This is a genomic window from Thermoactinospora rubra (genome assembly GCF_002093975.1).
Taxonomy (GTDB): domain Bacteria; phylum Actinomycetota; class Actinomycetes; order Streptosporangiales; family Streptosporangiaceae; genus Nonomuraea; species Nonomuraea rubra_A.
The window spans coordinates 21,778-47,001 of the sequence record NZ_MSZZ01000023.1; the positions used below are offsets into that span (position 1 = coordinate 21,778).

The 25,224-nt window shown below is 72.4% G+C and carries 20 protein-coding genes; 11 read left to right on the forward strand and 9 right to left on the reverse strand.

Annotated features, from left to right (window positions below; translation table 11 throughout):
* Nucleotides 1-30 precede the first annotated feature (30 nt).
* Nucleotides 31-972, forward strand: coding sequence for a UDP-glucose 4-epimerase GalE (gene galE, locus BSB02_RS22705; protein WP_084961920.1), 942 nt, complete (start codon nucleotides 31-33; stop codon nucleotides 970-972).
* A 181-nt stretch (nucleotides 973-1,153) separates the two neighbouring features.
* Here the strand turns inward: galE and BSB02_RS22710 are convergent, their stop codons facing one another.
* The 3 genes from BSB02_RS22710 to BSB02_RS22720 all read right to left on the reverse strand — a co-directional run bounded on the left by BSB02_RS22710 (nucleotide 1,154) and on the right by BSB02_RS22720 (nucleotide 5,281).
* Nucleotides 1,154-1,837: a DUF11 domain-containing protein gene (locus BSB02_RS22710; RefSeq protein ID WP_143591031.1), complete on the reverse strand. Its 684-nt coding sequence runs from the start codon at nucleotides 1,835-1,837 to the stop codon at nucleotides 1,154-1,156.
* Between the two features lie 338 nt (nucleotides 1,838-2,175).
* The gene (locus tag BSB02_RS22715; protein WP_084961601.1) at nucleotides 2,176-3,147 is read right to left on the reverse strand and encodes a malate dehydrogenase; all 972 of its coding nucleotides are present in this window, start codon (nucleotides 3,145-3,147) and stop codon (nucleotides 2,176-2,178) included.
* 82 nt (nucleotides 3,148-3,229) lie between these two features.
* Complete coding sequence (locus tag BSB02_RS22720; RefSeq protein WP_084961603.1) at nucleotides 3,230-5,281, reverse strand: serine/threonine-protein kinase; 2,052 nt, start codon at nucleotides 5,279-5,281, stop codon at nucleotides 3,230-3,232.
* Between the two features lie 240 nt (nucleotides 5,282-5,521).
* On the opposite strand from BSB02_RS22720, the gene BSB02_RS22725 reads away from it, so the two are divergent.
* Complete coding sequence (locus BSB02_RS22725) at nucleotides 5,522-6,631, forward strand: saccharopine dehydrogenase family protein (protein WP_084961605.1); 1,110 nt, start codon at nucleotides 5,522-5,524, stop codon at nucleotides 6,629-6,631.
* A 42-nt stretch (nucleotides 6,632-6,673) separates the two neighbouring features.
* Here BSB02_RS22725 and BSB02_RS22730 read toward each other — a convergent pair whose 3' ends face one another.
* The gene (locus tag BSB02_RS22730) at nucleotides 6,674-7,543 is read right to left on the reverse strand and encodes a MurR/RpiR family transcriptional regulator (protein WP_084961607.1); all 870 of its coding nucleotides are present in this window, start codon (nucleotides 7,541-7,543) and stop codon (nucleotides 6,674-6,676) included.
* Entirely contained in the window at nucleotides 7,540-8,943 is a 1,404-nt protein-coding gene (locus BSB02_RS22735) for a glycoside hydrolase family 3 protein (protein WP_084961609.1), read from the reverse strand. Before BSB02_RS22735 ends, BSB02_RS22730 begins: the two co-directional genes overlap by 4 nt.
* A gap of 83 nt (nucleotides 8,944-9,026) precedes the next feature.
* Here BSB02_RS22735 and BSB02_RS22740 point away from each other — a divergent pair, with 83 nt between their 5' ends.
* Together BSB02_RS22740 and BSB02_RS22745 are read left to right on the forward strand one after the other, a co-directional pair.
* Nucleotides 9,027-10,583: a glycoside hydrolase family 10-like protein gene (locus tag BSB02_RS22740; RefSeq protein ID WP_084961612.1), complete on the forward strand. Its 1,557-nt coding sequence runs from the start codon at nucleotides 9,027-9,029 to the stop codon at nucleotides 10,581-10,583.
* Nucleotides 10,584-11,759 (forward strand): anhydro-N-acetylmuramic acid kinase, encoded by a 1,176-nt coding sequence (locus BSB02_RS22745; protein WP_084961614.1) that lies wholly within the window; start codon nucleotides 10,584-10,586, stop codon nucleotides 11,757-11,759. It begins immediately after the preceding gene.
* Here BSB02_RS22745 and BSB02_RS22750 read toward each other — a convergent pair.
* Complete coding sequence (locus BSB02_RS22750) at nucleotides 11,674-12,321, reverse strand: FHA domain-containing protein (RefSeq protein ID WP_084961616.1); 648 nt, start codon at nucleotides 12,319-12,321, stop codon at nucleotides 11,674-11,676. The genes BSB02_RS22745 and BSB02_RS22750 overlap by 86 nt on opposite strands.
* Nucleotides 12,322-12,502: 181 nt before the next feature.
* On the opposite strand from BSB02_RS22750, the gene BSB02_RS22755 reads away from it, so the two are divergent.
* From BSB02_RS22755 to BSB02_RS22770, 4 genes are all read left to right on the forward strand, one after another.
* Nucleotides 12,503-13,624, forward strand: coding sequence for a citrate/2-methylcitrate synthase (locus tag BSB02_RS22755; RefSeq protein WP_084961618.1), 1,122 nt, complete (start codon nucleotides 12,503-12,505; stop codon nucleotides 13,622-13,624).
* Entirely contained in the window at nucleotides 13,611-13,898 is a 288-nt protein-coding gene (locus BSB02_RS22760; RefSeq protein WP_084961620.1) for a DUF3017 domain-containing protein, read from the forward strand. Before BSB02_RS22755 ends, BSB02_RS22760 begins: the two co-directional genes overlap by 14 nt.
* Nucleotides 13,899-13,943: 45 nt before the next feature.
* Nucleotides 13,944-15,158 (forward strand): NADP-dependent isocitrate dehydrogenase, encoded by a 1,215-nt coding sequence (locus BSB02_RS22765; RefSeq protein ID WP_084961622.1) that lies wholly within the window; start codon nucleotides 13,944-13,946, stop codon nucleotides 15,156-15,158.
* A 113-nt stretch (nucleotides 15,159-15,271) separates the two neighbouring features.
* Nucleotides 15,272-16,279, forward strand: a complete 1,008-nt coding sequence (locus BSB02_RS22770) for a polysaccharide deacetylase family protein (RefSeq protein ID WP_084961624.1) — start codon at nucleotides 15,272-15,274, stop codon at nucleotides 16,277-16,279.
* A 10-nt stretch (nucleotides 16,280-16,289) separates the two neighbouring features.
* Here the strand turns inward: BSB02_RS22770 and BSB02_RS22775 are convergent, their stop codons facing one another.
* The gene (locus BSB02_RS22775) at nucleotides 16,290-17,297 is read right to left on the reverse strand and encodes a LacI family DNA-binding transcriptional regulator (protein WP_240506595.1); all 1,008 of its coding nucleotides are present in this window, start codon (nucleotides 17,295-17,297) and stop codon (nucleotides 16,290-16,292) included.
* 149 nt (nucleotides 17,298-17,446) lie between these two features.
* On the opposite strand from BSB02_RS22775, the gene BSB02_RS22780 reads away from it, so the two are divergent.
* From BSB02_RS22780 to BSB02_RS22790, 3 genes are read left to right on the forward strand one after another with little or no spacing between them, the layout of a single operon-like run.
* Entirely contained in the window at nucleotides 17,447-21,565 is a 4,119-nt protein-coding gene (locus BSB02_RS22780) for a glycoside hydrolase family 38 N-terminal domain-containing protein (protein WP_084961628.1), read from the forward strand.
* Entirely contained in the window at nucleotides 21,562-22,404 is an 843-nt protein-coding gene (locus BSB02_RS22785; protein ID WP_240506596.1) for a DUF7158 domain-containing protein, read from the forward strand. The genes BSB02_RS22780 and BSB02_RS22785 overlap by 4 nt, the downstream gene beginning before the upstream one ends.
* Complete coding sequence (locus BSB02_RS22790) at nucleotides 22,404-23,411, forward strand: ROK family protein (RefSeq protein ID WP_084961630.1); 1,008 nt, start codon at nucleotides 22,404-22,406, stop codon at nucleotides 23,409-23,411. Before BSB02_RS22785 ends, BSB02_RS22790 begins: the two co-directional genes overlap by 1 nt.
* On the opposite strand, the gene BSB02_RS41105 is transcribed toward BSB02_RS22790, so the two are convergent.
* Nucleotides 23,371-23,547 carry a hypothetical protein gene (locus BSB02_RS41105; protein WP_169729420.1) on the reverse strand — a complete coding sequence of 59 codons (177 nt, stop codon included), beginning with the start codon at nucleotides 23,545-23,547 and terminating at the stop codon, nucleotides 23,371-23,373. The genes BSB02_RS22790 and BSB02_RS41105 overlap by 41 nt on opposite strands.
* Before the next feature lie 117 nt (nucleotides 23,548-23,664).
* A complete protein-coding gene (gene purH, locus BSB02_RS22795; protein ID WP_084961632.1) occupies nucleotides 23,665-25,221 on the reverse strand; it encodes a bifunctional phosphoribosylaminoimidazolecarboxamide formyltransferase/IMP cyclohydrolase in 1,557 nt (518 codons plus the stop codon).
* Nucleotides 25,222-25,224 lie beyond the last annotated feature (3 nt).

Here is a 25,224-nt window from a genome sequence, read left to right on the forward strand (position 1 = left end):
AAATTCAAACTTATTCCAACAGAGGTGAACATGAGACTTCTGGTCACCGGAGGCGCCGGGTACATCGGCAGCGTCGTGGCCGCCCAGCTACTCGAGGCGGGTCACGAGGTGACCGTGCTCGACGACCTGTCCACCGGGCACCGCGACGCCGTCCCGCCGGGCGCCCGCTTCGTCGAGGGCTCCATCGCCGACCCGCCGCTCGACGGCGTCGAGGCGGTCCTGCACTTCGCCGCCAAGTCGCTGGTGGGCGAGTCGGTCGAGAAGCCCGGCCTGTACTGGTCGCACAATCTCGGCGGCACGCTGGCGCTGCTCGACGCGATGCGCAGGGAGGGCGTCAACAAGATCGTGTTCTCCTCCACCGCCGCGACGTACGGCGAGCCGGAGCGCACCCCGATCACCGAGGACGCGCCCACCCGCCCCACCAACCCCTACGGCGCCTCCAAGCTGGCCGTCGACACCGCCCTGACCGCCTACGCCGGCCTGCACGGCCTGGGAGCGGTGAGCCTGCGCTACTTCAACGTCGCGGGCGCCTACGGCCCCTACCGCGAGCGGCACGCGATCGAGACGCACCTGATCCCCAACGTGCTGAAGGTGGCCACCGGCGAGCGCGACGAGGTGAGCGTCTTCGGCACCGACTACCCCACGCCCGACGGCACCTGCGTGCGCGACTACATCCACGTGGCCGACCTGGCCCGGGCCCACCTGCTGGCGCTGGAGGCGTGCGCGCCCGGCGAGCACAAGGTCTACAACCTGGGCAACGGGGCGGGCTTCTCGGTCAAGGAGGTCATCGAGGTGTGCCGGGAGGTCACCGGCCACCCGATCCCGGTCAAGGTCGGACCGCGCCGCCCCGGCGACCCCGCGATCCTCGTGGCCTCCTCGGAGAGGATCCAGCGGGAGCTCGGCTGGAAGCCCGAGCGCGCGGCGCTCAGGGACATGGTCGAGGACGCCTTCGCCGCGCTTTCCGGGAAATGACCGGCCTGGGTATGGTTTGATACCGAAACGTGAGGAGCTTTTCACCTAGGGTCACGAAGCTGATCTTCGGTGTTCTCATCGTGATCGGCAGCCTGCTGGCCGCCGCCGGGGTGGTGTTCGCGACGACCACGACCGCCCCGGCCGCCCCCGCCCCGTCGCCCTGCCCGACGTCCCGCGCTCGCTAACGCAGCCGGGCGACGTTGTCGGCCGGGTGGCGGTCGCCGAGCCTGGCGGAGTGCACCTCGGCCTTCAGCGCGCTCGCGACCGCCCCGCGCCGCAGGGCCACGTCCAGCCGTACCCGCTCCCCTGACCGCACCGCGCCCAGCCGGCACACCAGCTGCCCGGCCCGCCGCCGGCAGTGCGCCCCGTGCACCGACAGCCTGCGCGCCGCCCCGCTGGTGAAGGACAGGACCGCGTCCCGTACGGCACGCGGCCCCCGGTTGCGCACGTGCGCGGACAGGGCGTGCCGCCCGGCGGCGCGCAGCCGTACGCCCAGGTCGGCACCCTCGTCGACGCGCGTCGTCACCACGTCGGTGTTGTCGGCCTCGTCGCCGTCGACGACCTCGGACGTCAGGTTCGCGGTCGCCCGCAGCGGGCCGCGGGCGCCCGGGCGGACGATCCCCACGATGGTCACCCGGCCCGTGCCGCCGGCGAGCACGTCCGTCGGCGAGGCGCACACGATCTCGGAGGCCGACCCGCCCGGACGGCAGTCGGCCACGTCGACGTAGACGACCTTCACCTCGGCGGGCATCCTGACCCTCAACACCGGCAGCACCGCGTCACCGGGCCCGGCGTTGGTCACCCGCACGCGGTAGACGATGCGCTGCCCCGGCTGCGCGATCGCGGGGCGGGGAACCACCCTCACGGACAGGTCCGCCGCACCCCACACGTCGGCACACACCGCCGGGGGAACCGTACAGACAACGACACCAAGCAGACCGGCGAACACCCTCGCCGGGAACGACCCCATGGGCCCCTATTCAACGCGGTGACCTGGCCTGATGCCCACTCGACACGCTTCGCCCGACGATCAAAACCTGTTTGACATCCCCAAAACCGGGGAACCACCCGCCCGGGCACTCCCCGGCCCCGCACCACGACCATTTTTCTCCCCCTGGTCCCGCACCCCAGAGGCGGGGAGCCGCGCGACGGCAAGAGGGGACGTCGGCGAAACGCGCCCGACGAGCCCCGATGGGGCGACCGTCAGATGAGCCCCAGCTCGCGAACCGCGTCGCGCTCCTCCATGAGTTCGGCGACGGAGGCGTCGATGCGCTCCCGCGAGAAGGCGTCGATCTCCAGGCCCTGGATGATCTCCCACTTGCCGTTGACCGACCGGCACGGGAACGACGACACCAGCCCCTCCGGCACGCCGTACGAGCCGTCGGACGGCAGCGCCACCGAGGTCCACTCCGTGCCGTTGACCCAGTCGTAGACGTGGTCGATCGCCGCGTTCGCCGCGGAGGCCGCCGAGGAGGCGCCGCGGGCCTCGATGATGGCCGCGCCCCGCTTGGCGACGGTCGGGATGAAGGTCTCGCGCAGCCACGCCTCGTCGACCAGCTCGGCCGCGACCTTGCCGCCCACCTCGCAGTGGTACAGGTCGGGGTACTGCGTCGAGGAGTGGTTGCCCCAGATGGTCATGTGCTTGATGTCGGTGACCGGCACCTGCAGCTTGGCGGCCAGCTGGGAGATCGCCCGGTTGTGGTCGAGGCGGGTCATCGCGGTGAAGCGGTCGGCCGGGACGTCGGGCGCGTTGCGCTGCGCGATGAGCGCGTTGGTGTTGGCCGGGTTGCCCACGACCAGCACGCGGATGTCGTCGGCCGCGTGGTCGTTGATCGCCCTGCCCTGCGGCTTGAAGATGCCGCCGTTGGCCGACAGCAGGTCGCCGCGCTCCATGCCGGCCTTGCGCGGCATCGCGCCGACCAGCAGGGCGACGTTGGCGCCGTTGAAGGCGACGTTGGGGTCGTCGGTGATCTCGATGCCGGACAGCAGCGGGAAGGCACAGTCTTCCAGCTCCATGGCCGTGCCCTCGGCGGCCTTCACGGCCTGCGGGATCTCCAGGAGGCTCAGCTTGACCGGGACGTCGGCACCGAGCAGCTGCCCCGAGGCGATGCGGAACAGGAGCGCATAGCCGATCTGCCCGGCGGCTCCGGTGACGGTTACCTTGACGGGGGCCATGGCCTTCCCCTCACTCGCGGATCGATTCGTTGGTGACGACCTGTGGATGTTACCGCTCCCCGTTGCGCCCCGCCCGGAGGGGTCAGCCGCACGCCGCGGCGGCGGGCTGCTTCAGCTCGGGCTTGAAGCTCACCTTGCCGAAGTACTGCTTGAGCAGCTTGGCCATCGTCCGGTCGCGCCACAGCTCGGCCAGGATCCCGGTGACCGCCTTGCACGCCCGCACGTCGCCCTTCTTGATGCCCACGGCGTACCGCTCGTTGGTGAGCTTGGCGCCCAGCACGCGGTGGAGGGCGAGCGCACGCTGGGCGAAGCCGGCCAGGATGAGGTCCTCGCCCGGGATCGCGTCGACCGTGCCGGCGCTCAGCATGTTCATGCACTCGCCGTAGTCGGAGGCGCGCACCAGCTTGACCTCCGGCACCCGGCGCTGCACGTTGCCCACCGACGGGCTCTGGGGCGCGCACAGGCTCTTGCCCGCGAGGTCGGCCAGCTTCTCGATGCCCTCCCCCTCGCGCACCAGCACGTCCTGGTGGGCGAGGTAGTACGGCCCGGCGAACTGCACGTCGCCGTCGTCCATCGTGTAGGTCGCCAGGACCAGGTCCACCTCACCATTGATCAGCACGTCGTCGCGGGTGTCGCGGTAGACGCGCACGAAGGTGATCCCGTCGGGGTCCGCGCCGAGGCCGCGGGCGATCCGGCGGCCGAGCTCCACCTCGAAGCCGGTGAACCGGTTGGCGGGGCTCTCCAGGCCGATGTTGGGCAGGTCGCCCTTCACGCCGATCACGATCTTGCCGGTCTTGGCCACCTTGTCCACCAGCGAGGTGAACGTCCCGGGCGACTCCTCCGGCGTGGGATCCACCGACGGATCGGCGCCCCACGGGAGCGGCAGCACGCCCCGCCAGGCGAGCGCGGCCACCGCCGCCACGATCAGCACCACCGCCAGGCCGAGGCCGATCCAGGGTCCGGTACGGCGGCGCGGCGGCTCGGCGGGAGGCGCGGGGGGTGCGGGGGGCGCCTGGAACGGCCCGGAAGGCGCCCGGACCGGGCCGGAGGAACCGGAGGAAGGCGCCTGGGCTCGCCCGGGAGCCGCCTGAAGGGTCTGGCTGACCCCCTGCTGGCCGCCTCCCGGCTCGCCGGCTCCCTGCTGGGTGATCCCTGACTGGCCGGCCCCCGGCTGGCCGTGGTGGACGGCCGGCTGGGTGAGCGGCCCGGACGGCTGCTGCCCGGTCCGCCCGGCCACCGTCACCCGCTGCCGGGGGATCGGCGAGGTGTCGTCGCCGGCCAGCTCGGCTCCCTGGCTCAGCAGCGCCGTGGACGCCCCCGCCGAATCCGGCTGGCCGAGCAGCCGCAGCAGGATCTGGTCGGCCGTGGGCCGCCTGTCGGGCTCCTTGGACAGCGCCGCCTGCACCGTGCCGCGCAGCGGCTCGTGCATCACGCTGACGTCGACCTCGTGGTTGAGGATGCGGTTCAGCACGACCGCGATCGAGGTGCCCTCGAAGACGGTCTTGCCGGTGGCCGCGAACGCGATGGTCGCGCCCCACGCGAACACGTCGGTGTACGGCCCCACCTCGTCGCCGGAGATCTGCTCGGGCGCCATGTAGGCCGGCGTGCCGATCGCGCGGCTGGTGATCGTCCCGGTGGAGTCGATGATCCTGGCGATGCCGAAGTCCACCACCCTCGGCCCGTCGGCCGCTATCAGCACGTTGTCGGGCTTGAAGTCGCGGTGCACGATCGAGGCGTGGTGGATGGCCGTGAGCGCGGTCGCCGTCCCGATGGCCAGCCTGTCGAGCGCCGTCCCCCGCAGCGGCCCGTCGGTGTCGACGATCTCGCGCAACGAGCGGCCTTCGATGTATTCGCTCGCGATGTACGGCGTGTCCCCTTCGAGGTCGGCTTCGAGCACGCGCGCCGTGCAAAACGACGCCACCCGTTGGGCGGCCTTGAGCTCGCGGGCGAAGCGCGACCTGGCGATGGAATCGCCGCTGAACTTGATGTGCAGGAGCTTGATCGCCGCCTTCTCGCCCTGCTCGTTCTCCCCCAGGTAGACGACGCCCTGACCGCCCTCCCCGATGCGCCCCGTCAGCCGGAACGATCCCAGCTGCCGAGGATCGCTCCCCGCCAAAGGCGCGATATGCGGCATTCGTCATCCCCACGTAAGCACAAGCCTGACGAGCCAAACTTTACGACGCCGAGATTCCCTCCAGGCATCCGTTAACTCCTCGTGACGTCACAGTTCAGAAGCGAGTTGAAACGCCGGCGTCCCCGCCCCGAGCCAATTCCCCGATCATACTTCCCCGCCGCATCCGCCCACGGGCGGGGACACGTGCCCGCCGGGACGCCCCCGTTTCCTTTCGCGCCGGCAGAATGACATTCTGGCAGGGTGTACGACATCGTGCTCTTCGGCGCCACCGGGTTCACCGGCAGGCTGGTCGCCGAGTACCTCGCCAAGGCGGCCCCGCCCGGCGTGAGCTGGGCGCTCGCCGGGCGCGACCCGGCCAAGCTGGAGGCGCTCGGGCTGGACGCGCCGGTCCTCGTGGCCGACGCCGAGCGGCCGCGCGCGCTGGCCGAGCAGGCGCGGATCGTGGCCACCACCGTCGGGCCGTACGTCACCTACGGCGAGCCGCTGGTGAGGGCCTGCGCCGAGACCGGGACGCACTACCTCGACCTGACCGGCGAGCCGGAGTTCTTCGACCGCGTGTACGTCCGCTACGACGCGGTCGCCCGGCGGTCGGGCGCCAAGATCGTGCATGCCTGCGGCTTCGACTCCATCCCCTGGGACCTGGGCGTCCTCCACACCGTCAACCAGCTGCCCGAGGGCGTGCCGCTGCGCGTGAGCGGGTTCCTGCGCGGCGACATGCGGGCCTCCGGTGGCACGCTGGCCTCGGCGCTGACGATCCTGTCGCGGCCCCGGCAACTGGTGGAGGCGGCCCTCCGGCGGCGGCGCGCCGAGCCGCGGCCGCCGGGCAGGCGGGTCAGCTCCCGGCCCGGCGTGCTGCGGTACGCCGGCGGCTGGGCGCTGCCGATGCCGAGCATCGACTGCCTGGTGGTGGGCCGGTCGGCGCGGCTGCTCGACCGCTACGGCCCCGACTTCGCCTACCGCCAGTACTACGCGGCCGGTCCCCTGCCCGCCGCCGTCGCCGCGGCGTCCGCCGCCGCGGCCGTGACGGTCCTGGCCCAGGTACCGCCCGCGCGCCGCATGCTCATGAACCGCCTCCCGCCCGGCGAGGGCCCCTCGCCGCAGCGGCGGGCGCGCAACTGGTTCCAGGCCACCTTCGTCGGCGAGGGCGGCGGCAGGCGCGTGATCACGCGGGTGTCGGGCGGCGACCCCGGCTACGACGAGACGGCCAAGATGCTCGCGGAGTCGGCGCTGTGCCTCGCCCTGGACGACACCCCGCGGGCCGCCGGCCAGCTGACCACCGCCTCAGCCATGGGCGAGCCGCTGATCAGGCGCCTCCACGCGGCTGGCATCAGGTTCGCCACCCTGAGGTGACACCCGCCGGTCGAGGTCGGCGAAGAGCGGGCCCGGCCCTCGCTAGCGGGTGCGGAAGGAGTCCAGGGCCTCGCGGGTGGCGCGGAGGGCGGCCTCGGCGGTGGCGTAGGTGCGTTGCGCCAGCCCCACGAACAGGCAGTCCACGATGAGCAGCTGGCTGATGCGGCTGGCCAGCGCGCCCGGGCGGAAGGACGTCTCGCGGCCCGCCGAGATGAGCGCGTGGTGCGACAGGACGGCGAGGGAGGAGCGCGGGTTGTTGGTGATGGCCACCACCAGCGCGCCGGCTTCCTTGGCGGTGGCGGCGGGGAAGAGCACGTCGGGCGTCTCGCCGCTGTAGCTGACCGCCACGACGACGTCGCCGGCGCCCAGCAGCGCCGCGCTCGTGGAGGCCAGGTGGGCGTCGCTGTAGGCGCGGCTGGACAGCCCGATGCGCATGAGCTTCTGCGCCAGGTCGGCCGAGACCAGGCCGGAGGTGCCCACGCCGTACACCTCGACCCGGCGCGCGGCGGCGAGCGCGGCGACGACCGAGCCCAGCAGGCCGGGGTCCAGCTGGGCGGCGGTGTCGGCGATGGCGTCGGACTCGGCGCGCGTGACCTTGGCGATGACGTCGGTGAGCGGGTCGTCGGGGCCGAGGTCGCCGGGGACGAGCCGCTCGGGCTGCTCGCGCGCGACGGCGGCGGCGAGCGCGAAGCGCAGCTGCGAGTAGCCGGAGTAGCCCAGCGCCCGGGCGGTGCGGACGATCGTCGCCTCGCTCGTCCCGGCCAGGGCGCTGAACTCGGTGATGGTGCTGCGCACCACGACGCCCGGGTCCGCGATGATGATCTTCACGATGGCCTGCGCGGCGGGCGTCAGCGAGGGCAGGACGGCGCGCGCCGCGGCGATCGGGTTGGTGCCGTCGCCCAGGGCCTTCATGCGGCGAGCAGCCGGTCGACCGCCGCCTGCGCCGACACCCGCGAGATCCCGTGCGTCGCGACGTAGGCGGCGCCCATGGGCCGGTCCGGGATCCCGGTCTCCACGACGATGACGTCCGGCCGCCGGGACACGGCCTGCTCCAGCGCCTGCCGTACCCAGGCGTGCCGCGAGGCGTCGTGCACGACCAGCACCACGGGCCGCTCGCCGAAGGCCGGCAGCTCCTCCCCCATGGCGACGCGCACGTGGGAGGTGCCGGGCAGCCGGTCCGACAGCACCGCGGTCAGCCCGGTCGGCGTGGCCGGGTCGACGGCCGCGTTCAGCCGCGGGTTGAGCTCCACGACCAGCGGGGGCGCGGTGAGCCGCGCGTCGCCCACGACCGTGAGCGCCGCCCGGGCCGCCTCCGTCCCGGCGTCCGGGTCCGCCACGCGCGTGCGGTCCTGCTTGCCGTACCACTCGGCCAGGGTCCGCACCCGGGCGGCGGCCTCCGCCAGCCGCTCCTCGGGCAGCCGTCCCGAGCGGACGGCCTCGACGACGGCGTCTCGCAGCCCGTACAGCCCCGCCTCGTCGACGATGCCCACGCACACCGCGTCCGCCCCGGCGGCCAGGGCGCGCACCGCGATCTCGCCGAGGGGGTACTGCGCGGCCACCGCCTTCATCTCGATGGCGTCGGTCACCACGAGCCCGTCGAACCTCATCGACGTGCGCAGCAGGTCGTAGGCCGCCGCGCTGAGCGAGGCGGGCATGGTCTCGTCGAGCGCCGGGACCAGCAGGTGCCCGGCCATGACGGCCCGCACCCCGGCCTCGATCGCCGCCCGGAACGGGCGCAGGTCTCGCTCGTCCAGCAGGTCGAGCGAGGCGTGGACGGTCGGCAGGGCCAGGTGCGAGTCGGTGACGGTGTCCCCGTGCCCGGGGAAGTGCTTGGCGCACGCCGCCACCCCGGCGCTCTGGTGCCCGCGCACCCAGGCGGCGGCATGCCGCGCGACCAGCTCCGGGTCGGCCCCGAACGACCTGATCCCGATGACCGGGTTGGCGGGGTCGGCGTTGACGTCGACGGTCGGGGCGTAGTTCAGCGTGATGTCCGACTCGCCCACCAGCTGGCCGATCTGCCGCCCCACCCGCTCGGTCAGGCGGACGTCGTCGGCCACGCCCAGCGCCCAGTTGCCGGGGAAGGAGCTGCCGGCCCGGGCCTCCAGGCGGGTGACGACCCCGCCCTCCTCGTCGATGGCGATCACCACGTCGGGGTTCTCCGCCCGCAGCTCGCGCACGATGGCCGGGCCCGGCAGGTTCCTGGCGAACAGCACGGCCCCGCCCAGTCCCGAGCCCAGGGCCCTGCGCAACCAGTCGGGAGCGGTCGTGCCGTCGAAACCCGGCTGGAGGACGGTCAGGGCCTCAGTGAGCATGACGGTTTCCTTCACAGATATTGATCGGAAGGTAATTTTCTGCCATCGTCGCCCTGGATGACAACACCCCCTGGAGTCCCGCAATGAGCGCTCCCTCCCGAAGGACCGTCCTGCGCGGTCTGGCCCTCACGGCGGCGGCCACCGCCGTCCCGTTCCCCGCGTTAGCGTCCACGGCCGCGTCGGCCGCCGAGTGGGTCCCGCCGCTGCACCAGATGCGCGGCATGTGGATCGCCTCGGTCCTCAACATCAACTGGCCGTCCAAGCCCGGCCTCACGGTCGACCAGCAGAAGGCGGAGTACCTCGCCTGGCTCGACCTGGCCCAGCAGCGCAAGCTGAACTCGATCTTCCTGCAGATCCGCCCCACGGCCGACGCCTTCTGGCCCTCGCCGTACGAGCCGTGGTCGCAGTGGATCACCGGCGTCCAAGGGCAGGACCCCGGCTACGACCCGCTCGGCTTCGCGGTGGAGGAGACCCACAAGCGCGGCCTGGCGCTGCACGCGTGGTTCAACCCCTACCGCGTGTCGATGCAGGGCGACCCGGCCAAGCTCCACCCCGACCACCCCGGGCGCAAGCACCCCGAGTGGATCGTCGCGTTCGGCGGGCGGCTCTACTACAACCCGGGCCTGCCGGAGGTGCGCAAGTTCTGCCAGGACGCGATGCTCGACGCGATCGCCCGCTACGACATCGACGGCCTGCACTTCGACGACTACTTCTACCCGACCAACACCACGGCCTTCGACGACGCCGCGGCGTTCGCCAAGTACGGCGCGGGCTTCCCCGACCTGGCCGCCTGGCGGCGCAACAACGTCGACCTGATGGTCTCGGAGATGCAGCAGCGGGTGCTGGAGACCAAGCCGGAGATCGCCTGGGGCATCAGCCCGAGCGGCATCTGGCGCAACAAGGCCACCGACCCGCTCGGCTCGGACACCTCCGGCGGGCAGTCCTACGACAACCTGCACGCCGACACCCGCGGCTGGGTCAAGAAGGGCTGGCTGGACTACATCGCGCCGCAGCTGTACTGGTACATCGGCCAGTCCAACGCCGACTACGCCAAGCTCGTGCCCTGGTGGTCGGACGTGGCGCAGGGCACCGGCACGCTGCTGTGGATCGGCCAGGCGGCCTACAAGGCGGGCGACCCCGCGCAGACCGCGCCGCAGTGGCAGGACCCGAAGGAGCTGTCCAAGCACCTCACGCTCAACCGCGACTACCCCCAGGTGAGCGGCGACATCTGGTTCAGCGCGGGCGACGTGCGCGCCGACCGGATCGGCTCGGTCACGACGGTCGTCGCCGACCACTACGGCAGGCCCGCGCTGGCGCCCGTGCTCCCCCGGCTGGCCTCCGGACCCAAGCCGCACCGCCCGGTGGTCGCCCTCGCCAGGACGACCGACGAGGGCGTGCGGGTACGGCTGGTCGCGACCGGCCCGAAGGAGCCCTTCCTGTTCGCGATCTTCCGCTTCGACGAGCGTGCCCGGGCCGCCCAGTTCGAGAACGCCGCCAACCTCGTGGCCGTGGTGCCCGGCGACCGGCACGTCACCTGGGTCGACCCCGAGGGCAGGCGCGGGCAGTACTACTACGCGCTGGCCGTGGACAGGGCCAACCGCGTGAGCCGCCCGAGCAACGGCCACCGGGTGATCGTCTAGATGCGGGTCCTCGGCCTGATCTCGGGCACCTCCCACGACGGCGTCGACCACGCGGTCGTCGACTGGCGGCTCGCGGACGGCGTGCTGACCGGGGTGGTCGAGCGGGCCGGGGAGACCCCCTACCCGCCGGACCTGCGGGAGCGCATCGTCAGGGCGCTCCCGCCCGGCAGGCTCGACATGGCCGAGGTCTGCGCCCTCGACACGCTCATCGGCCAGGTCTTCGCCGAGGTGGCAGGCGCGGCGGCCACGGCGGGCACAGTGGACCTGATCTGCTCCCACGGCCAGACGCTGTACCACTGGGTGGCGGACGGCCGGGTGCGCGGCACGCTCCAGCTGGGCCAGCCGGCCTGGATCGCGGAGCGGACCGGCGTGCCGGTGGTCTCGGACCTGCGGGCGCGCGACGTGGCGGCGGGCGGGCAGGGCGCGCCGTTGGTGTCCTACCTCGACCTGATGACGCTGCCCGAGCGGGCGGGCGCGCTCAACCTGGGCGGCATCGCCAACCTCACGGTGCGCGACGCCGGCCTCGCCTACGACACCGGCCCGGGATGCGCGCTCATCGACGCGGCGGCTCCGCCGTACGACGCGGACGGCAGGCTCGCGGCGGCGGGGAAGGTCGACGAGGGCCTGCTCGCCGAGCTCCTCAAGGAGCCGTACTACCGCAGGGAGCCGCCCAAGACCACCGGCAAGGAACTGTTCACGCCCGGCTACGTCGCCGGCCGGGTCAAGGCCGATCTCCCGCTGGAAGACCTGGTCGCGACCCTGACCGCGCTGACCGCCGAGACGGCCGCCGCCGAGATCCGGCGGCACGACCTGGAGCTGGTCGTGGTGTCGGGCGGCGGCGCGCGCAACCCCACGTTGCTGCGCATGCTACGCGAGCGCGTGAGCGCCGAGGTGGTCGTCAGCGAGATCCGCGACGTCAAGGAGGCCGTCGCCTTCTCGTTGCTGGGCTGGCTGACCGCGCACGGCCTGCCGGCCACCGTGCCCGGCTGCACCGGCGCCGCAGGCCCGCGCGTGCTGGGCACGATCACTCCCGGCGCGGGCCCGCTCCGGCTCCCCGCGCCGCTGGAGGCCGGACCGGAGCGCGTCGTCCTCAGGACGCCCGGCGACCCGCCGGCTGGCTCTCCTGCTGGCTCGACCCGGCCGACCGCTGCGGCGGCACCACCGGGGTGGGCCTGACCAGGCCCAGCGCCACGACCTCGTTGGCCAGGCGGGTGCGCCGGTTGGTGCCCTCCGGGATGCGGAACTTCTGGTACAGCCGCAGCAGGTGCTGCTTGACGGCGGCCTCGGTGACCACCAGGTCGTCGGCGATCTCGCGCGCGGTGGCCGGCGCGACGAACGCCTCGTCCGACAGCGCCGGACGGCACAGCGAGGTGAGCACGTCCACCTCGCGCCTGGTGAGCTCGGGAGCCGCGGCCCTGCGGAGTTCGACCTCGGGGACGAAGTCCTCGCGCGGGATGCCGCCGATGCGGCAGCGGGCGGCGCCGAAGGACACGACATCGCCGTCGTCGAGCACCCTCCGGGCGATCGGCCTGCCGTTCACGCGCGTGCCGTTGCGGGACAGGCCCAGGTCAACGACGTACACGTAGGGTCCGCGGCGTACGAACTCAGCGTGGAGCCGAGACACGCTCGGATCGGTCAGCCGGATGTCCACACCCCGGCCCCTGCCGACCGTCGTGACCTCGGGGCGCAACGGGACCACCTCGCCAGTGTCCTCGATGCGGATGAAGGGCCCCTCCACGACAGTTCCTCCCCAGGTAGCCCGCCGTTACTGTTGCTACAGCTCCGGCTTACCCAGACGAAGGGATGGGGAATCGCCTTTGCCGTAAGGAGAATCCCGCCTGAAATTGGTCTGGACCTCTGCGACCCCTTTTCCCTGCTCACGGGTAGACTTCGGACGAAGATAAGCGGAGGAAACACTCATGGCGGACAAGCCCACGAAAGGCCTCGCCGATGTCGTAGCCGCGTCCACAGCGCTGAGCGACATCGACGGAAAGGCCGGTCGCCTCTTCTACCGCGGATACGACATCCACGATCTGGCCGGCCGCGCGACGTTCGAAGAAACCGCCTACCTCCTGCAGCGCGGCAAGCTGCCGACGCGCCAGGAACTGGCGGACTACAACACCGAGCTGCACGACGGGCGCGAGCTCGGCGCCCTGGTCGCCCAGAACGTCGAGGAGATCGCGGAGAAGCAGAAGCCCATGGAGGCGCTGCGCTCGCTGGTCTCCCTGGCCGGCGCCGACGACCCCGACAAGGACTCCATCGCGCCCGAGGCCAACCTGCGCAAGGCCGCGCGCCTGGTCGCCCAGCAACCCGTCCTGGTCGCGCGCTACCACCACGCCCGCACCGGCTCGGCCGTACCGGATCCGGACCCGGAGCTGAGCATCGCCGGCAACTTCCTGCTCCAGATCACCGGCCGCAGGCCGCCGCGGCGCCACATCGAGATCTTCGACGAGTGCCTGGTACTGCACGCCGACCACACGATGAACGCCTCGACCTTCGCCGCGAGGGTCTGCGCCGCGACGCTGTCGGACATGCACTCGGCCATCGTGGCGGCCATCGGCACGCTCAAGGGCCCGCTGCACGGCGGCGCCAACGAGCAGGTCATGAAGACGCTGGAGTCGATCGAGCCCGGCAAGGTCGCCCAGACCGTCAGGGACAAGCTCGCCGCGGGCGAGAAGATCATGGGCTTCGGCCACCGCGTCTACAAGACCGAGGACCCGCGCGCCACGCACCTGCGCAAGATGTCGGCCGAGCTGGCCGAGGCCTCCGGCGACGACACCTACTACCGCATGTCCAAGGAAATGGAGGAGGTCGTCTTCGAGGCCAAGGACCTGTACCCGAACGTCGACTTCTACGCCGCGACGGTCTACCACTACCTCGGCATCCCGACCGACCTGTTCACCGCCGTGTTCTCGGTCAGCCGCATGTCGGGGTGGACGGCCCACGTCATCGAGCAGCACGCCGACAACAGGCTGATCCGGCCGGACAGCGAGTACATCGGCGAGCGCGACCAGAAGTGGAAGCCTATTGACGAACGATGAGCGCTGGGGGCCGTACCCGCTGATCCTGGCGGGCGCGGCCCTCGCCATGCTCTCGATCTTCTGGGTGGACGTGGAGTGGGGTGCGTTCGCCCTGGGGTCGGTGTTGCTCGTCGCCGCCGCGCTGCGCTTCGCCGGGTACGGCGGGCTGTTGGCCCCCCGCAAGCCCAGGACCGACATCGCCACCTTGGGCGGTTTCGGCCTGGGCCTCGTGGCGGTGGCCCTGTTCCTGGAGTACCCCGAGCTCAAGGAGCGCCTTCTCGGGCTCTTCGGCTAGTCCGATAGCCTCATTGCACAATTTCGTTGAAGGGGAACCACACGCATGCCCAAGATCAAGGTAGAGGGCCCCGTCGTCGAACTCGACGGCGACGAGATGACCCGGATCATCTGGCAGTTCATCAAGGACCAGCTGATCCTTCCCTACCTCGACGTCGACCTGAAGTACTACGACCTCGGCATCGAGCACCGTGACGCCACCGACGACCAGGTCACCATCGACGCCGCCAACGCCATCAGGAAGTACGGCGTGGGCGTCAAGTGCGCCACCATCACCCCTGACGAGGCGCGTGTCCAGGAGTTCGGCCTGAAGAAGATGTGGAAGTCCCCCAACGGGACGATCCGCAACATCCTCGGCGGTGTGATCTTCCGTGAGCCGATCATCATCTCCAACATCCCGCGCCTGGTGCCCGGCTGGACCAAGCCCATCGTGGTCGGCCGTCACGCCTTCGGCGACCAGTACCGCGCCACCGACGTCAAGGTGCCGGGCGAGGGCACGCTGACGCTGACCTTCACCCCGAAGGACGGCTCGGAGCCGATGGAGCTGGAGGTCTACGAGTTCCCCGGCCCGGGTGTGGCCCTGGCCATGTACAACCTGGACGAGTCGATCCGCGACTTCGCCCGCGCGTCCTTCCGCTACGGCCTGGCGCGCAACTACCCGGTGTACATGTCGACGAAGAACACCATCCTCAAGGCCTACGACGGCCGCTTCAAGGACATCTTCGCCGAGGTCTACGAGACCGAGTTCAAGGCCGACTTCGAGAAGGCCGGGCTGACCTACGAGCACCGCCTGATCGACGACATGGTCGCCGCCGCGCTGAAGTGGGAGGGCGGCTACGTCTGGGCGTGCAAGAACTACGACGGCGACGTCCAGTCCGACACCGTCGCGCAGGGCTTCGGCTCGCTCGGCCTGATGACCTCCGTGCTCATGACGCCCGACGGCCGCACGGTCGAGGCCGAGGCCGCCCACGGCACCGTGACCCGCCACTACCGCCAGCACCAGCAGGGCAAGCCGACCTCCACCAACCCGATCGCCTCGATCTTCGCGTGGACGCGCGGCCTGGCCCACCGCGGCAAGCTCGACAACACCCCGGCGGTCGTCGACTTCGCCGAGAAGCTGGAGCAGGTCTGCATCGAGACCGTCGAGAGCGGCCAGATGACCAAGGACCTCGCGCTGCTGGTCGGCGGCGACACCAAGTGGCTGACCACGCAGGAGTTCCTCGGCGCGATCGACGAGAACCTCAGGAAGAAGATGGCCTGAGCGCCACCCCGAGAAGGGCCGCCCGCGCGGGCGGCCCTTTTGCGTTTTCTTGGGTACGGCAGCGCACATCGTTGGGTACACCTTCGAGCACGTGGAGTAATCGGGGGGTTTCCATGCGTGTGCGGGTTGTCATAGCGCTCGCTCTGCTGGCCGGATGCGGCTCGCAGCAGCCGGCCGTCAAGCCGGTCGCCCAGCAGGACGAGGCGGCGAAGGTGCGGCAGGCGAAGCTGGCCAAGGCGGCCGCCGCCGCCAAGGTCAAGGCCAACGAGCTGGGCCAGATCCCGGTCCTGATGTACCACCGGATCGTGGACAAGCCGGATACGGACGACGACCGCACGCCGGCGAAGTTCCGTGCCGACCTCGAACGGCTGGCCAGGGAGGGCTACGTCCCGATCACCGCGGCCGAGTACGTCACCGGCAAGATCGACATTCCGGCCGGGAAGCATCCCGTCGTCCTGACCTTCGACGACTCCTCGCCCTCACAGCTCACGCTGGACGAGCTGGGCACCGTCAAGCCGAACACCGCCGTGGCCATCCTCCGTGAGGTCGCGGCGCAGAACCCGGGCTTCCGGCCGGTCGCGACCTTCTACGTCACCCGCGACATGTTCGGCAAGACCACCGTCGAGGAGCAGGCCCAGATGCTCAGGTGGCTGAAGGACAACGGGTTCGACATCGGCAACCACACCCACGACCACCTCAACCTGCGCGGCAGGCCGCAGCGCGAGGTCGTCAAGCAGATCGACTCCATCCAGCGGAAGGTCAAGAAGCTGGCCGGCGTCGACCCGGTGACGCTGGCGCTGCCGTACGGCAACCACCCCAGCAAGAAGGCGTGGGCGCAGAAGGCCGGCTCCTACGAGCACAAGGGCCTCTTCCTCGCCGGGTACACTCCGGGCCAGTCGCCGTTCAGCGTGACCTTCGACCCGATGAACATCCCGCGGATCAAGGCCATGGAACGCAAGGGCGACTGCGCGCAGTTCTGCTCGCACGCCTGGCTGGACTGGCTGCAGAAGAACCCGGACATGCGCTACACGTCCGACGGCGACGCGACGACGGTGGCCTACCCCAAGTTCAAGATGCCGTACCTGCGCAAGGCCTTCGCCGACAAGGGACTGCCGTACTGAGGCCGGCGGGTCAGCGCGGGCGCAGCTCGCCCGAGCCGCGCGGGATGAGCCGGACGGGGATGCGCACCTCGGCCGGCTCGCGGGCGGGGTCGGCCAGGCGGGACGACAGCAGCCGCATCACCGCCTCGCCCATGGCCACGGGGTCCTGGGCGACGACCGTGAGGCCGGGGCGCAGCAGCTCGGCCAGCTCCAGGTCGTCGAAGGCGACCAGGGCGGGGCGGTGCGGGGCGTCGGCCAGGTGCCTGAGCACCTCGGCGGTGATCCGGTTGTTGCCGGTGACCAGCGCGGTGACCGGGTCGGAGGGGTCGAACATGGTCCGCAGGGCGGCGGCGACGAACTCCCGGCCGGGCGCGCCGAGCCGTACCTCGTGCTCGTCGACCGGGACGCCGTGCTCGGCCATGGTGGCGCGGAAGGCGGCCACGCGCTCGCGGGCGGTGAAGACGGCCGGGTCGTCGCCGAGGTAGCCGATGCGGCGGTGGCCGTGCCGGAGCAGGTGCTCCACGGCCATCCTGACGCCGGCGGCGTTGTCGCTCAGCACGGCGTCGCAGGGGATGCCCTGGGCCGGGCGGTCCACCGCGCAGACCGCGAGGCCCGCCGAGATGTCGGGCAGCAGGTAGTCCTGCCGCTTGGCGATGGGCGCGATGATGAGCCCGGTGGGGCGGCGGGCGCAGAAGCCGAGGGCGACCTCGCGCTCGCGGGCGGGGTCGTCGTGGCTGGAGCCGATCATGACGACCAGGTCGTCCTCCTCGGCCCTGGTCTCCACCGCCCGGCCGATGGCGGCGAAGAACGGGTCGGCGATGTCGCGCACGACCAGGGCGATGGCCTGCGACCTGCCGTGGCGCAGCTGGCGGGCGCCCTCGTCGCGCCGGTAGCCGAGCGTGCGGATGGCCTGCTGGACGCGGTCCAGCGTCTCGGGGGCGACGGTGGCCTCGCCGTTGACCACGCGCGAGACCGTCTTGAGCGCCACCCCGGCGGCCTCGGCCACGTCCTTCATGGTCGGCCGGCGATCACGGTTCACGTGACAACGTTATCCCGGCATGGCGGGCGCCGGGACGGGAAACCGCGACACCGCTGTCAGATGACCTTGAACCGTCTATGACAACGTTGCCATCGGCGGGTGGAGGGCCTACTGTTGCGGTGGCCGTCACCGCGTCGTCAGGAGTCCCCGTGCCCGTTCGCCTGTTGTCCGCCGAGTCGACCGACCTGTTCACCGGCTCGGAGGCGGAGCCGTACCAGATTCTGAAGGTAGTCGCCGAGCGGGGCGAGCAGGAGGTTCCTCTCCGGGTGCGCGGCGAGGGCGTGGAATTGGCGGCGCCCGTGACCGTGCCGGCCGGGAAGGGGACCGTGACGCTGGAGGCGCCGCTGCGGGTGGGCGTGCCGTACGGCACCGCCGTGTCCTGCGTTGTCATCGCGGGCGACGAGGTGCTGGAGACCACCGTGACGGCCGAGGAGCCGGGCTGGACGATGTACCTGGTCTCGCACTTCCACTACGACCCGGTGTGGTGGAACACGCAGGCCGCCTACACCAGCCCGTGGGAGTTCCTCTCCGGCGACGCCACGACCCGGCCGCTGTGGGAGCGCAACGCCTTCGCCCTGGTCGAGGCGCACATCGACCTGGCGCTGCGCGACCCGGACTACAAGTTCGTGCTCGCCGAGATCGACTACCTCAAGCCGTTCTTCGACACCCACCCCGAGCGCCGCGCCGACCTGCGCCGCCTCATGGCCGAGGGCCGCGTGGAGCTGATGGGCGGCACCTACAACGAGCCCAACACCAACCTGACCGGGGCCGAGACGACCATACGCAACATCGTCTACGGCATCGGCTACCAGCGCGACATCCTCGGCGGCGACCCGCGCACGGCCTGGCAGCTCGACGCCTTCGGCCACGACCCGCAGTTCCCCGGGTATCTCGCCGCCGCCGGGCTGACCGGCAGCGCCTGGGCCCGCGGGCCGTTCCACCAGTGGGGCCCGATCAGCAAGAACTTCAGGCAGGCCAAGAACGACGCCACGCTCATGCAGTTCCCCAGCGAGTTCGAGTGGATCTCGCCCTCGGGGCTGGGCGTGCTGACGCACTACATGCCCGCGCACTACTCGGCGGGCTGGTGGATGGACTCCTCGGCGTCGCTGGAGGAGGCGATCGAGGCCGTCTACGAGCTCTACCGGGCGCTCAAGCCCGTGGCCGCCGCCAAGAGCATCCTGCTGCCGGTCGGCACCGACTACACCCCGCCGAACAAGTGGGTCACCGACATCCACCGGACTTTCGCCGAGCGTTACGTCTGGCCGAAATTCGTGTGCGGAACGCCGCGAGACTTTCTCGATGCCGTCAGATCCGAGATTTCGGCGTTCAGCCCGCAGACCCGGGACATGAACCCCGTCTACACCGGCAAGGACGTCTCCTACATCGACACCAAGCAGGCCCAGCGGGCCGCCGAGGTGGCCGCCACGGACGCCGAGAAGCTGGCCGCCTTCGCCGCGCTGCTCGGCCTGGGCCGCTACCCGCACGCCGCGCTGGACAAGGTGTGGCGGCAGCTGGCCTACGGCGCCCACCACGACGCGATCACCGGCTCGGAGTCCGACCAGGTCTACATCGACCTGCTGACCGGCTGGCGCGAGGCCTACGACCTGGCCGCCGACGCCCGCGACCGCGCCCTCGACGCGCTGACGGCCCAGGTCTCGGCCGACGGCCGCGGCGTCGTGGTCGTCAACACGCTGTCCTTCGCCCGCGACGGCCTGGTCCGGGTACGGCTGGCCCCCGGCCAGACCGTCGAGGGAGTGCCCTGCCTGGCCGAGGACGGCGTCACGGTGTTCATGGCCCGCGAGGTGCCGTCGATGGGCTGGCGCACCTACCGCGTCGTCGACGGCGAGGCCCCCGGCTGGACCCCGGCCGAGGGCCTGACCGTCGAGAACGAGCGCTGGCGCGTCACCGCCGACCCGGCCAGGGGCGGCACGCTGGCCTCCGTCCTCGACCTCGCCTCCGGCCGGGAGCTGCTCACCGGCCCCGGCAACGAGCTGCGCCTCTACGGCGAGTACCCCCAGCACCCCGACATGGGCGAGGGCCCCTGGCACCTCATGCCCAACGGCGACGTGACCGGCTCCAGCCAGACCGGCGCGACGGTCCGCGCCGAGACCTCGCCCCTCGGCCAGCGGTTGATCATCACCGGCGAGCTGGGCGAGGTCGCCTACGAGCAGGTCGTGACCCTGTGGGCCGGCTCGGACCGGATCGACTTCACCACCCGGATCCTCGACTACACCGGCGCCGACCGGCTGCTGCGCGTGCGCTTCCCCGCCCGCGTCCCCGGCGCGCTGCCCGTCTCCGACGTCGCGGGCGCGGTGATCGGCCGCGGCTTCGCGCTGCCCGACGTGGACTCCGCCGAGCACCCCTGGACCCTCGACAACCCCGCCAACACCTGGTTCGGCCTGTCCGCCACCGCCCGCGTCGACCTGGGCGAGGCGGGCAGCCGGGCGATCGGCGTCGCCGAGGTGATCGTCCCCACGCTCCAGGACGCGCCCGCCGCCCGCGACCTCGTCGTGGCGCTGGCCAGGGCCGGCGTCACCGCCACCACCTCCTCCGCCCCCGGCTCCCGGTACGGCTGGCTCGACGTCGACTCCAACCTGCCCGACGTGCGCATCATCCTCGGCGGCCCCGAGGTCAACCCGCTGGCCGCCGAGCTGCTGGAGCGCGTCGACCACGCCTTCACCGAGGAACTGGCCGCCTCCGGGCGCGTGTGGGTGCCCGCCGAGAAGCCGCTGGAGGAGGTCTGGCAGCCCGGCGCCGACCTGCGCGACGTGCGGGCGCTCCCCGCGCTCGTCGTGGCGGGGCCGATGGCGGACCTCGTGGCCGACCTGGCGGACGCGCGCATCGAGGCCACCTGCCCGCTGGGCGAGGAGACGCTGGAGGACCGCACGGTCGCCCTGCTGACCTACGGCCTGCCCGGCTTCGCCGTCGACCCCTCCGGCGCGCTGCACCTGTCGCTCATGCGCTCGTGCACCGGCTGGCCGTCCGGGGTGTGGCTGGACCCGCCCCGCCGTACCACCCCCGACGGGTCGGCCTTCCAGCTGCAGCACTGGACGCACGAGTTCGGCTATTGCCTGGTCGGCGGCGAGGGCGACTGGCGCGAGCTGAACCTGCCGGCGCTGGGCCAGGAGTACGTCACCCCGCTGCTGCCCCGCGTGGTCGAGGGCCCGGGCGGCGACCTGCCGGCCACGCACTCCCTGCTGCGCGTGGATCCCGCGCGGGACGTGCTGCTCGGCACGGTCAAGGCCACCGGCAACCCGCACGCGCACGGCCGGTCGGCCGATCCGGGCGACGGCGTGACGATCCGCCTGGTGGAGTCCACGGGGCTGGGCGTGCGCGCCTCGCTCCGCTCGTCGGTGCTGCCGGTGGCCGAGCTGGTCGCGTCCGACCTGCTGGAGCGGCGGCACGGCCCGGCCAGCCTGGAGCTGTCCGGCTTCCAGGTGGCCACCTACCTCGCGCCCGCCGCGCTGCCCGGCTCCGGCGAGGAGCTGGGCGCGACCCGCGAGCCCGCCCAGCCGGTCTACAGCCGCTACTGGCTCCACAACAAGGGCCCGGCTCCGCTGGGGTACCTGCCGGTCTCTGTCGCGATCTCCCCCGGCCTGGTCGCCTCCGGCGAGCCGTTCGAGGCCTCGGTGGTCGTGGCCTCGCACCTGGTCGACGCGCCGCACGAGGGCGTGGTCGAGATCGAGGCGCCCGCCGGGTGGACCGTCTCCCCCTCGCGGCGGGTCTTCCGCCTGGAGCCCGGCGGCCACGTGCGCTTCCCCGTCGCCGTCACCCCGACCCCCGGCCAGGGGCTGCACTTCGTCGCCGCCAGGACCGCCGTGGGCGGCCAGGTCGTCGAGGACGTGCTGACCGTGGCGCTGGGCGAGGCGCCCGAGCTGCCCGTGCCTGGCCCGGTGCCCGAGGACGGCGTGGCGGCCCAGGGCACCAAGGCGGCCGAGGGCCGCGCCACCGGCCTGGTGGTGGAGACCGCCGCCGACACGCTGTCCCTGCGTCCTGGCGAGCGCTCCCGCCTGGTCGTACGGCTGGCGAACACCACCTCCGGCGAGATCCGCGGCGAGGCGCAGCTGGCCTCGCCGTGGGGCACCTGGGAGATGCTGCCGTCGGTCGTCCAGGGCTTCACGGTGGGCGCCGGGGAGACCGCCGAGGTGTCCTTCCCGGTGGAGGTGCCCTCCGACGCGCCCGCCGGGCACTCGTGGGCGCTGGCGAAGGTCATGTGGTTCGGCCGCTGTCAGTACGCGCCCGTCGTCCGGCTGGAGGTGTCGCGATGAGCCACACGCACGGGCATGGGCACGGGCACAGCCATGGGCATGGGCATGAGCCGGTGCGCACGCGCCCGCCCGCGACCGGGGCGGCCGCCGCGCCCGGCGTGGGGCCGGTCATCGGCTGGGTGAACGGGCGGCCGGTGCCCCGCGCGCCGCTCGACCGCCGCCTGCGGGAGCTGCGCGACGGGCCTATGAGCGCCGCGCTCCCCGTGCCGGGCAGCGCCGAGGACCGCCAGCTGGCCCGCTGGCTCACCCAGGTCATCCTGACCGAGGTGCTGTGCGAGGAGGAGGCGCGGGCGCTGGGGCTCGCCCCCGTCGAACGGCCGCCGCTGGACCGGCTCGCGGCCGTCGAGCTGGGGTCCATCAACGCCGCCGCGCTCAACGGCAGTCCGTGGGTGCGGGCGCTGTACGAGCACGTCACGGCCGACGCCGAGGTGCCGCCGGCCTGGCGTGTCCCGGCGGCGTCCCGGGGCGGGGAGAGGTTCCTGGTGCGGCATCGGCTGTTCGCCTCCCCTCCGGGCGAGGTGGACGAGGACGACCTTGAGGACCTGGGGGCCGTCGCACTCGACACGCTGCCCGCGGCCCTCGCCGGACAGGTGCGGCGAGGGCCGTACGGGAGGCTGGTGGGGCCGGTGCGCGACGCGCTCGGGTGGCACGTCGCGGTCGCCCGGCCGGCCCCGGAGGCTGACCACCCGGGCGGCGAGGAGGCCGGGCTGGTGGAGGCGGCCAGGCGCAGGCGGTTCGCGCGGTGGCTGGACCGGCTGCGGGCCGAGCGCGTGGACCTCGTGCCGGGACTGGAGCATCCCGGCGATCCCCGTCAGCCCGACAACCACCACAAGCACTGATGAGCACGCCAACGAGCACGGTTCTGGCCATCGACATCGGCGGCACCAAGCTCGCCGCCGCGCTCGTCGACGCATCCGGCGCGATCCTGCGCTCGGGCACCGCGCCCACGCCGGAGCGGGAGGTCTTCGGCGCGCTCGCCGGTCTGGTGGGCCGGGTCGCCGAGGGGAACAGGCCGCAGGCGGTGGGCATCGGCTGCGCGGGGCCGCTGGACGTGGCGGCGGGCACGGTGAGCCCGGTGAACATCGCCTCCTGGCGGGACTTCCCGCTGCGTGACCACGTGCGGGAGCTGACCGGGCTGCCGACCGTGCTGGCCGGCGACGCGCAGTGCTTCGCGCTGGGCGAGCACTGGCTGGGCGCGGGACGCGGCAGCGCGGCGCTGCTCGGCGTGGTGGTGTCCACGGGGATCGGGGGCGGGCTCGTCATCGACGGTGTCCCGCTCCTCGGCCCGAGCGGCAACGCGGGGCACGTCGGGCACATGAGCGTCGACCCGTACGGCGAGCGGTGCCCGTGCGGCGGGCGCGGCTGTGTCGAGCGCTATGCCAGCGGGCCGAACATGGTGCGCTGGGCGCTGGAGAACGGCTGGCGCCCCGGCTCCCCCGCCGCTTCCGGCGCGGGGGACACCGCGTCCGCTTCGCGGGCCGCTGGGGGCGGTGGCGTGCCGGACGGCAGGGCGCTCGCGCGGGACGCCGGGGCGGGGGATCCGGTCGCCGTGGCCGCGTTCGAGCGGGGCGCGCGGGCGCTGGCCGCGATGGTGGTCTCCGCCACGGCGGCCGTCGACCTGACCACGGTGGTCATCGGCGGCGGTGTCGCCGGAGCGGGCGAGGTGCTGTTCGGGCCGTTGTCCCGCGCGATCGACGACCTCGCGGGACTCGGCTTCGTCCGTGCCGTCCAGGTGCGCCCGACCGCGCTGGGGGTGCGCGCCGGGCTCGCCGGGGCGGCGAAGCTGGCCTGGGACTCGTCCCCGGCTACTGCCGCTCGGCCGCCTGCGCCTCACGACGCTCGATGATCCTCCGCGTGGCCGGGATGATCTCGACGAGCTTCCCACCGAGGTAGGCTCCCACGAAGCCCAGGATCACCAGGATGATCGGGTGGGAAGACAGGGCGGACACGGTCACGAAGGCGTGCAGGATCTGATCGAGCAAGGGGACTCCCGAAGCTGGCGGTCATGGCCGTCGGCACAGGTTAGCGGACTGCGGACCGTGCTTGGCCAGCTTCGGGAGCTTGCCTAAACGCCACGAATGTGTGACTTGACACGCGGCTCAGTGGAAGAAGTGCCGGGTGCCCGTGAAGTAGAGCGTCACCCCGGCCTTCTCGCAAGCCGCGATGACGTCCTGGTCGCGCACCGACCCGCCGGGCTCCACGATGGCCCTGACCCCGGCCGCGATGAGCACCTCGGGCCCGTCGTCGAAGGGGAAGAAGGCGTCGGAGGCGGCCACCGACCCGGCGGCCCGCTCGCCCGCCCTGGTCACCGCCAGGCGGCAGGAGTCGACGCGGTTGACCTGGCCCATCCCGACGCCGACGGTCGCCCCGCCGGAGGCCAGCAGGATGGCGTTGGACTTGACCGACCGGCAGGCCCGCCAGGCGAACCCCAGGTCCGCCAGCACCTCGGGGGAGGCGGGCGCCCCGGCCTTGAGCTCCCAGTTCAGCGGCGAGTCGCCGGGCGCGTCGACCCTGTCGACGGTCTGGACCAGCAGGCCGCCGTCGATCTCGCGGAGCTCCACCGGCCGCGACGGGCCCTGCGGGCAGCGCAGCAGCCGGATGTTCTTCTTCTGGGTGAGAACGGCCAGCGCCTCCTCGGCGAACGCCGGGGCGATCACGACCTCGGTGAACACCTCGGCGATCTGCCGGGCCAGCTCCTCGGTCACCTCGCGGTTGACCGCGATCACGCCGCCGAAGGCGGAGACCGGGTCGCACTCGTGCGCCTTGCGGTGCGCCTCGGCCACGTCGGCGCCCACCGCGATGCCGCAGGGGTTCTGGTGCTTGATGATCGCGACGGCGGGCCGCTCGAAGTCCCACGCGGCGCGCCAGGCGGCGTCGGCGTCGAGGTAGTTGTTGTAGGACATCTCCTTGCCGTGCAGCTGCTCGGCGTTGGCCAGCCCGCCCTCGCCCTGGGTGTAGAGGGCCGCCTCCTGGTGGGGGTTCTCGCCGTAACGCAGCGGGGTCTTGAGAGTCCACGTCTCGCCCGCGAACTCGGGCCAGGCGTCCTCCTCCCGCGTGTAGACAGACGAGAACCACTCCGCCACCGCCACGTCGTAGGCGGCCGTGTGGGCGTAGGCCCGGCCCGCCAGGCGGCGGCGCTCGGCCTGCGTGAAGCCGCCTTCGTTGAGCGCCTTGATCACCTGGGAGTAGTCGGCGGGGTCGACGACGACCGCGCACGTGCTGTGGTTCTTCGCCGCGGCGCGGATCATCGCCGGGCCGCCGATGTCGATCTTCTCCACGCACTCGGCCGCGGCCGCCCCGGAGGCCACCGTCTCCCTGAACGGGTAGAGGTTGACCGCCACCAGCTGGAACGGCTCGACCTCCAGCTCCTCCAGCTGGGCCACGTGGGCGGGGTTGGCCATGTCGGCCAGCAGGCCCGCGTGCACGCGCGGGTGCAGGGTCTTGACCCGGCCGTCGAGGCACTCCGGGAACCCGGTGAGCTGCTCGACCTTGGTGACGCGGACGCCGTAGGAGGCGATGGCGGCTGCCGTGCCGCCCGTGGAGACGATCTCCACCCCCGCCGCCTCCAGCGCCCGGGCCAGCTCTTCCAGCCCCGTCTTGTCGTACACCGCGATCAGCGCACGCCGGATGGCGACGCGGCCAAGACCCTCGGTCACTTG

Coding starts and splice junctions, on each gene's coding strand:
- galE (WP_084961920.1), top strand. CDS start 31: ATGAGACTTCTGGTCACCGGAGGCGCCGGGTACATCGGCAGCGTCGTG.
- BSB02_RS22715 (WP_084961601.1), bottom strand. CDS start 3,147: ATGGCCCCCGTCAAGGTAACCGTCACCGGAGCCGCCGGGCAGATCGGC.
- BSB02_RS22720 (WP_084961603.1), bottom strand. CDS start 5,281: ATGCCGCATATCGCGCCTTTGGCGGGGAGCGATCCTCGGCAGCTGGGA.
- BSB02_RS22730 (WP_084961607.1), bottom strand. CDS start 7,543: ATGAAGGCCCTGGGCGACGGCACCAACCCGATCGCCGCGGCGCGCGCC.
- BSB02_RS22735 (WP_084961609.1), bottom strand. CDS start 8,943: ATGCTCACTGAGGCCCTGACCGTCCTCCAGCCGGGTTTCGACGGCACG.
- BSB02_RS22740 (WP_084961612.1), top strand. CDS start 9,027: ATGAGCGCTCCCTCCCGAAGGACCGTCCTGCGCGGTCTGGCCCTCACG.
- BSB02_RS22745 (WP_084961614.1), top strand. CDS start 10,584: ATGCGGGTCCTCGGCCTGATCTCGGGCACCTCCCACGACGGCGTCGAC.
- BSB02_RS22755 (WP_084961618.1), top strand. CDS start 12,503: ATGGCGGACAAGCCCACGAAAGGCCTCGCCGATGTCGTAGCCGCGTCC.
- BSB02_RS22765 (WP_084961622.1), top strand. CDS start 13,944: ATGCCCAAGATCAAGGTAGAGGGCCCCGTCGTCGAACTCGACGGCGAC.
- BSB02_RS22770 (WP_084961624.1), top strand. CDS start 15,272: ATGCGTGTGCGGGTTGTCATAGCGCTCGCTCTGCTGGCCGGATGCGGC.
- BSB02_RS22785 (WP_240506596.1), top strand. CDS start 21,562: ATGAGCCACACGCACGGGCATGGGCACGGGCACAGCCATGGGCATGGG.
- BSB02_RS22790 (WP_084961630.1), top strand. CDS start 22,404: ATGAGCACGCCAACGAGCACGGTTCTGGCCATCGACATCGGCGGCACC.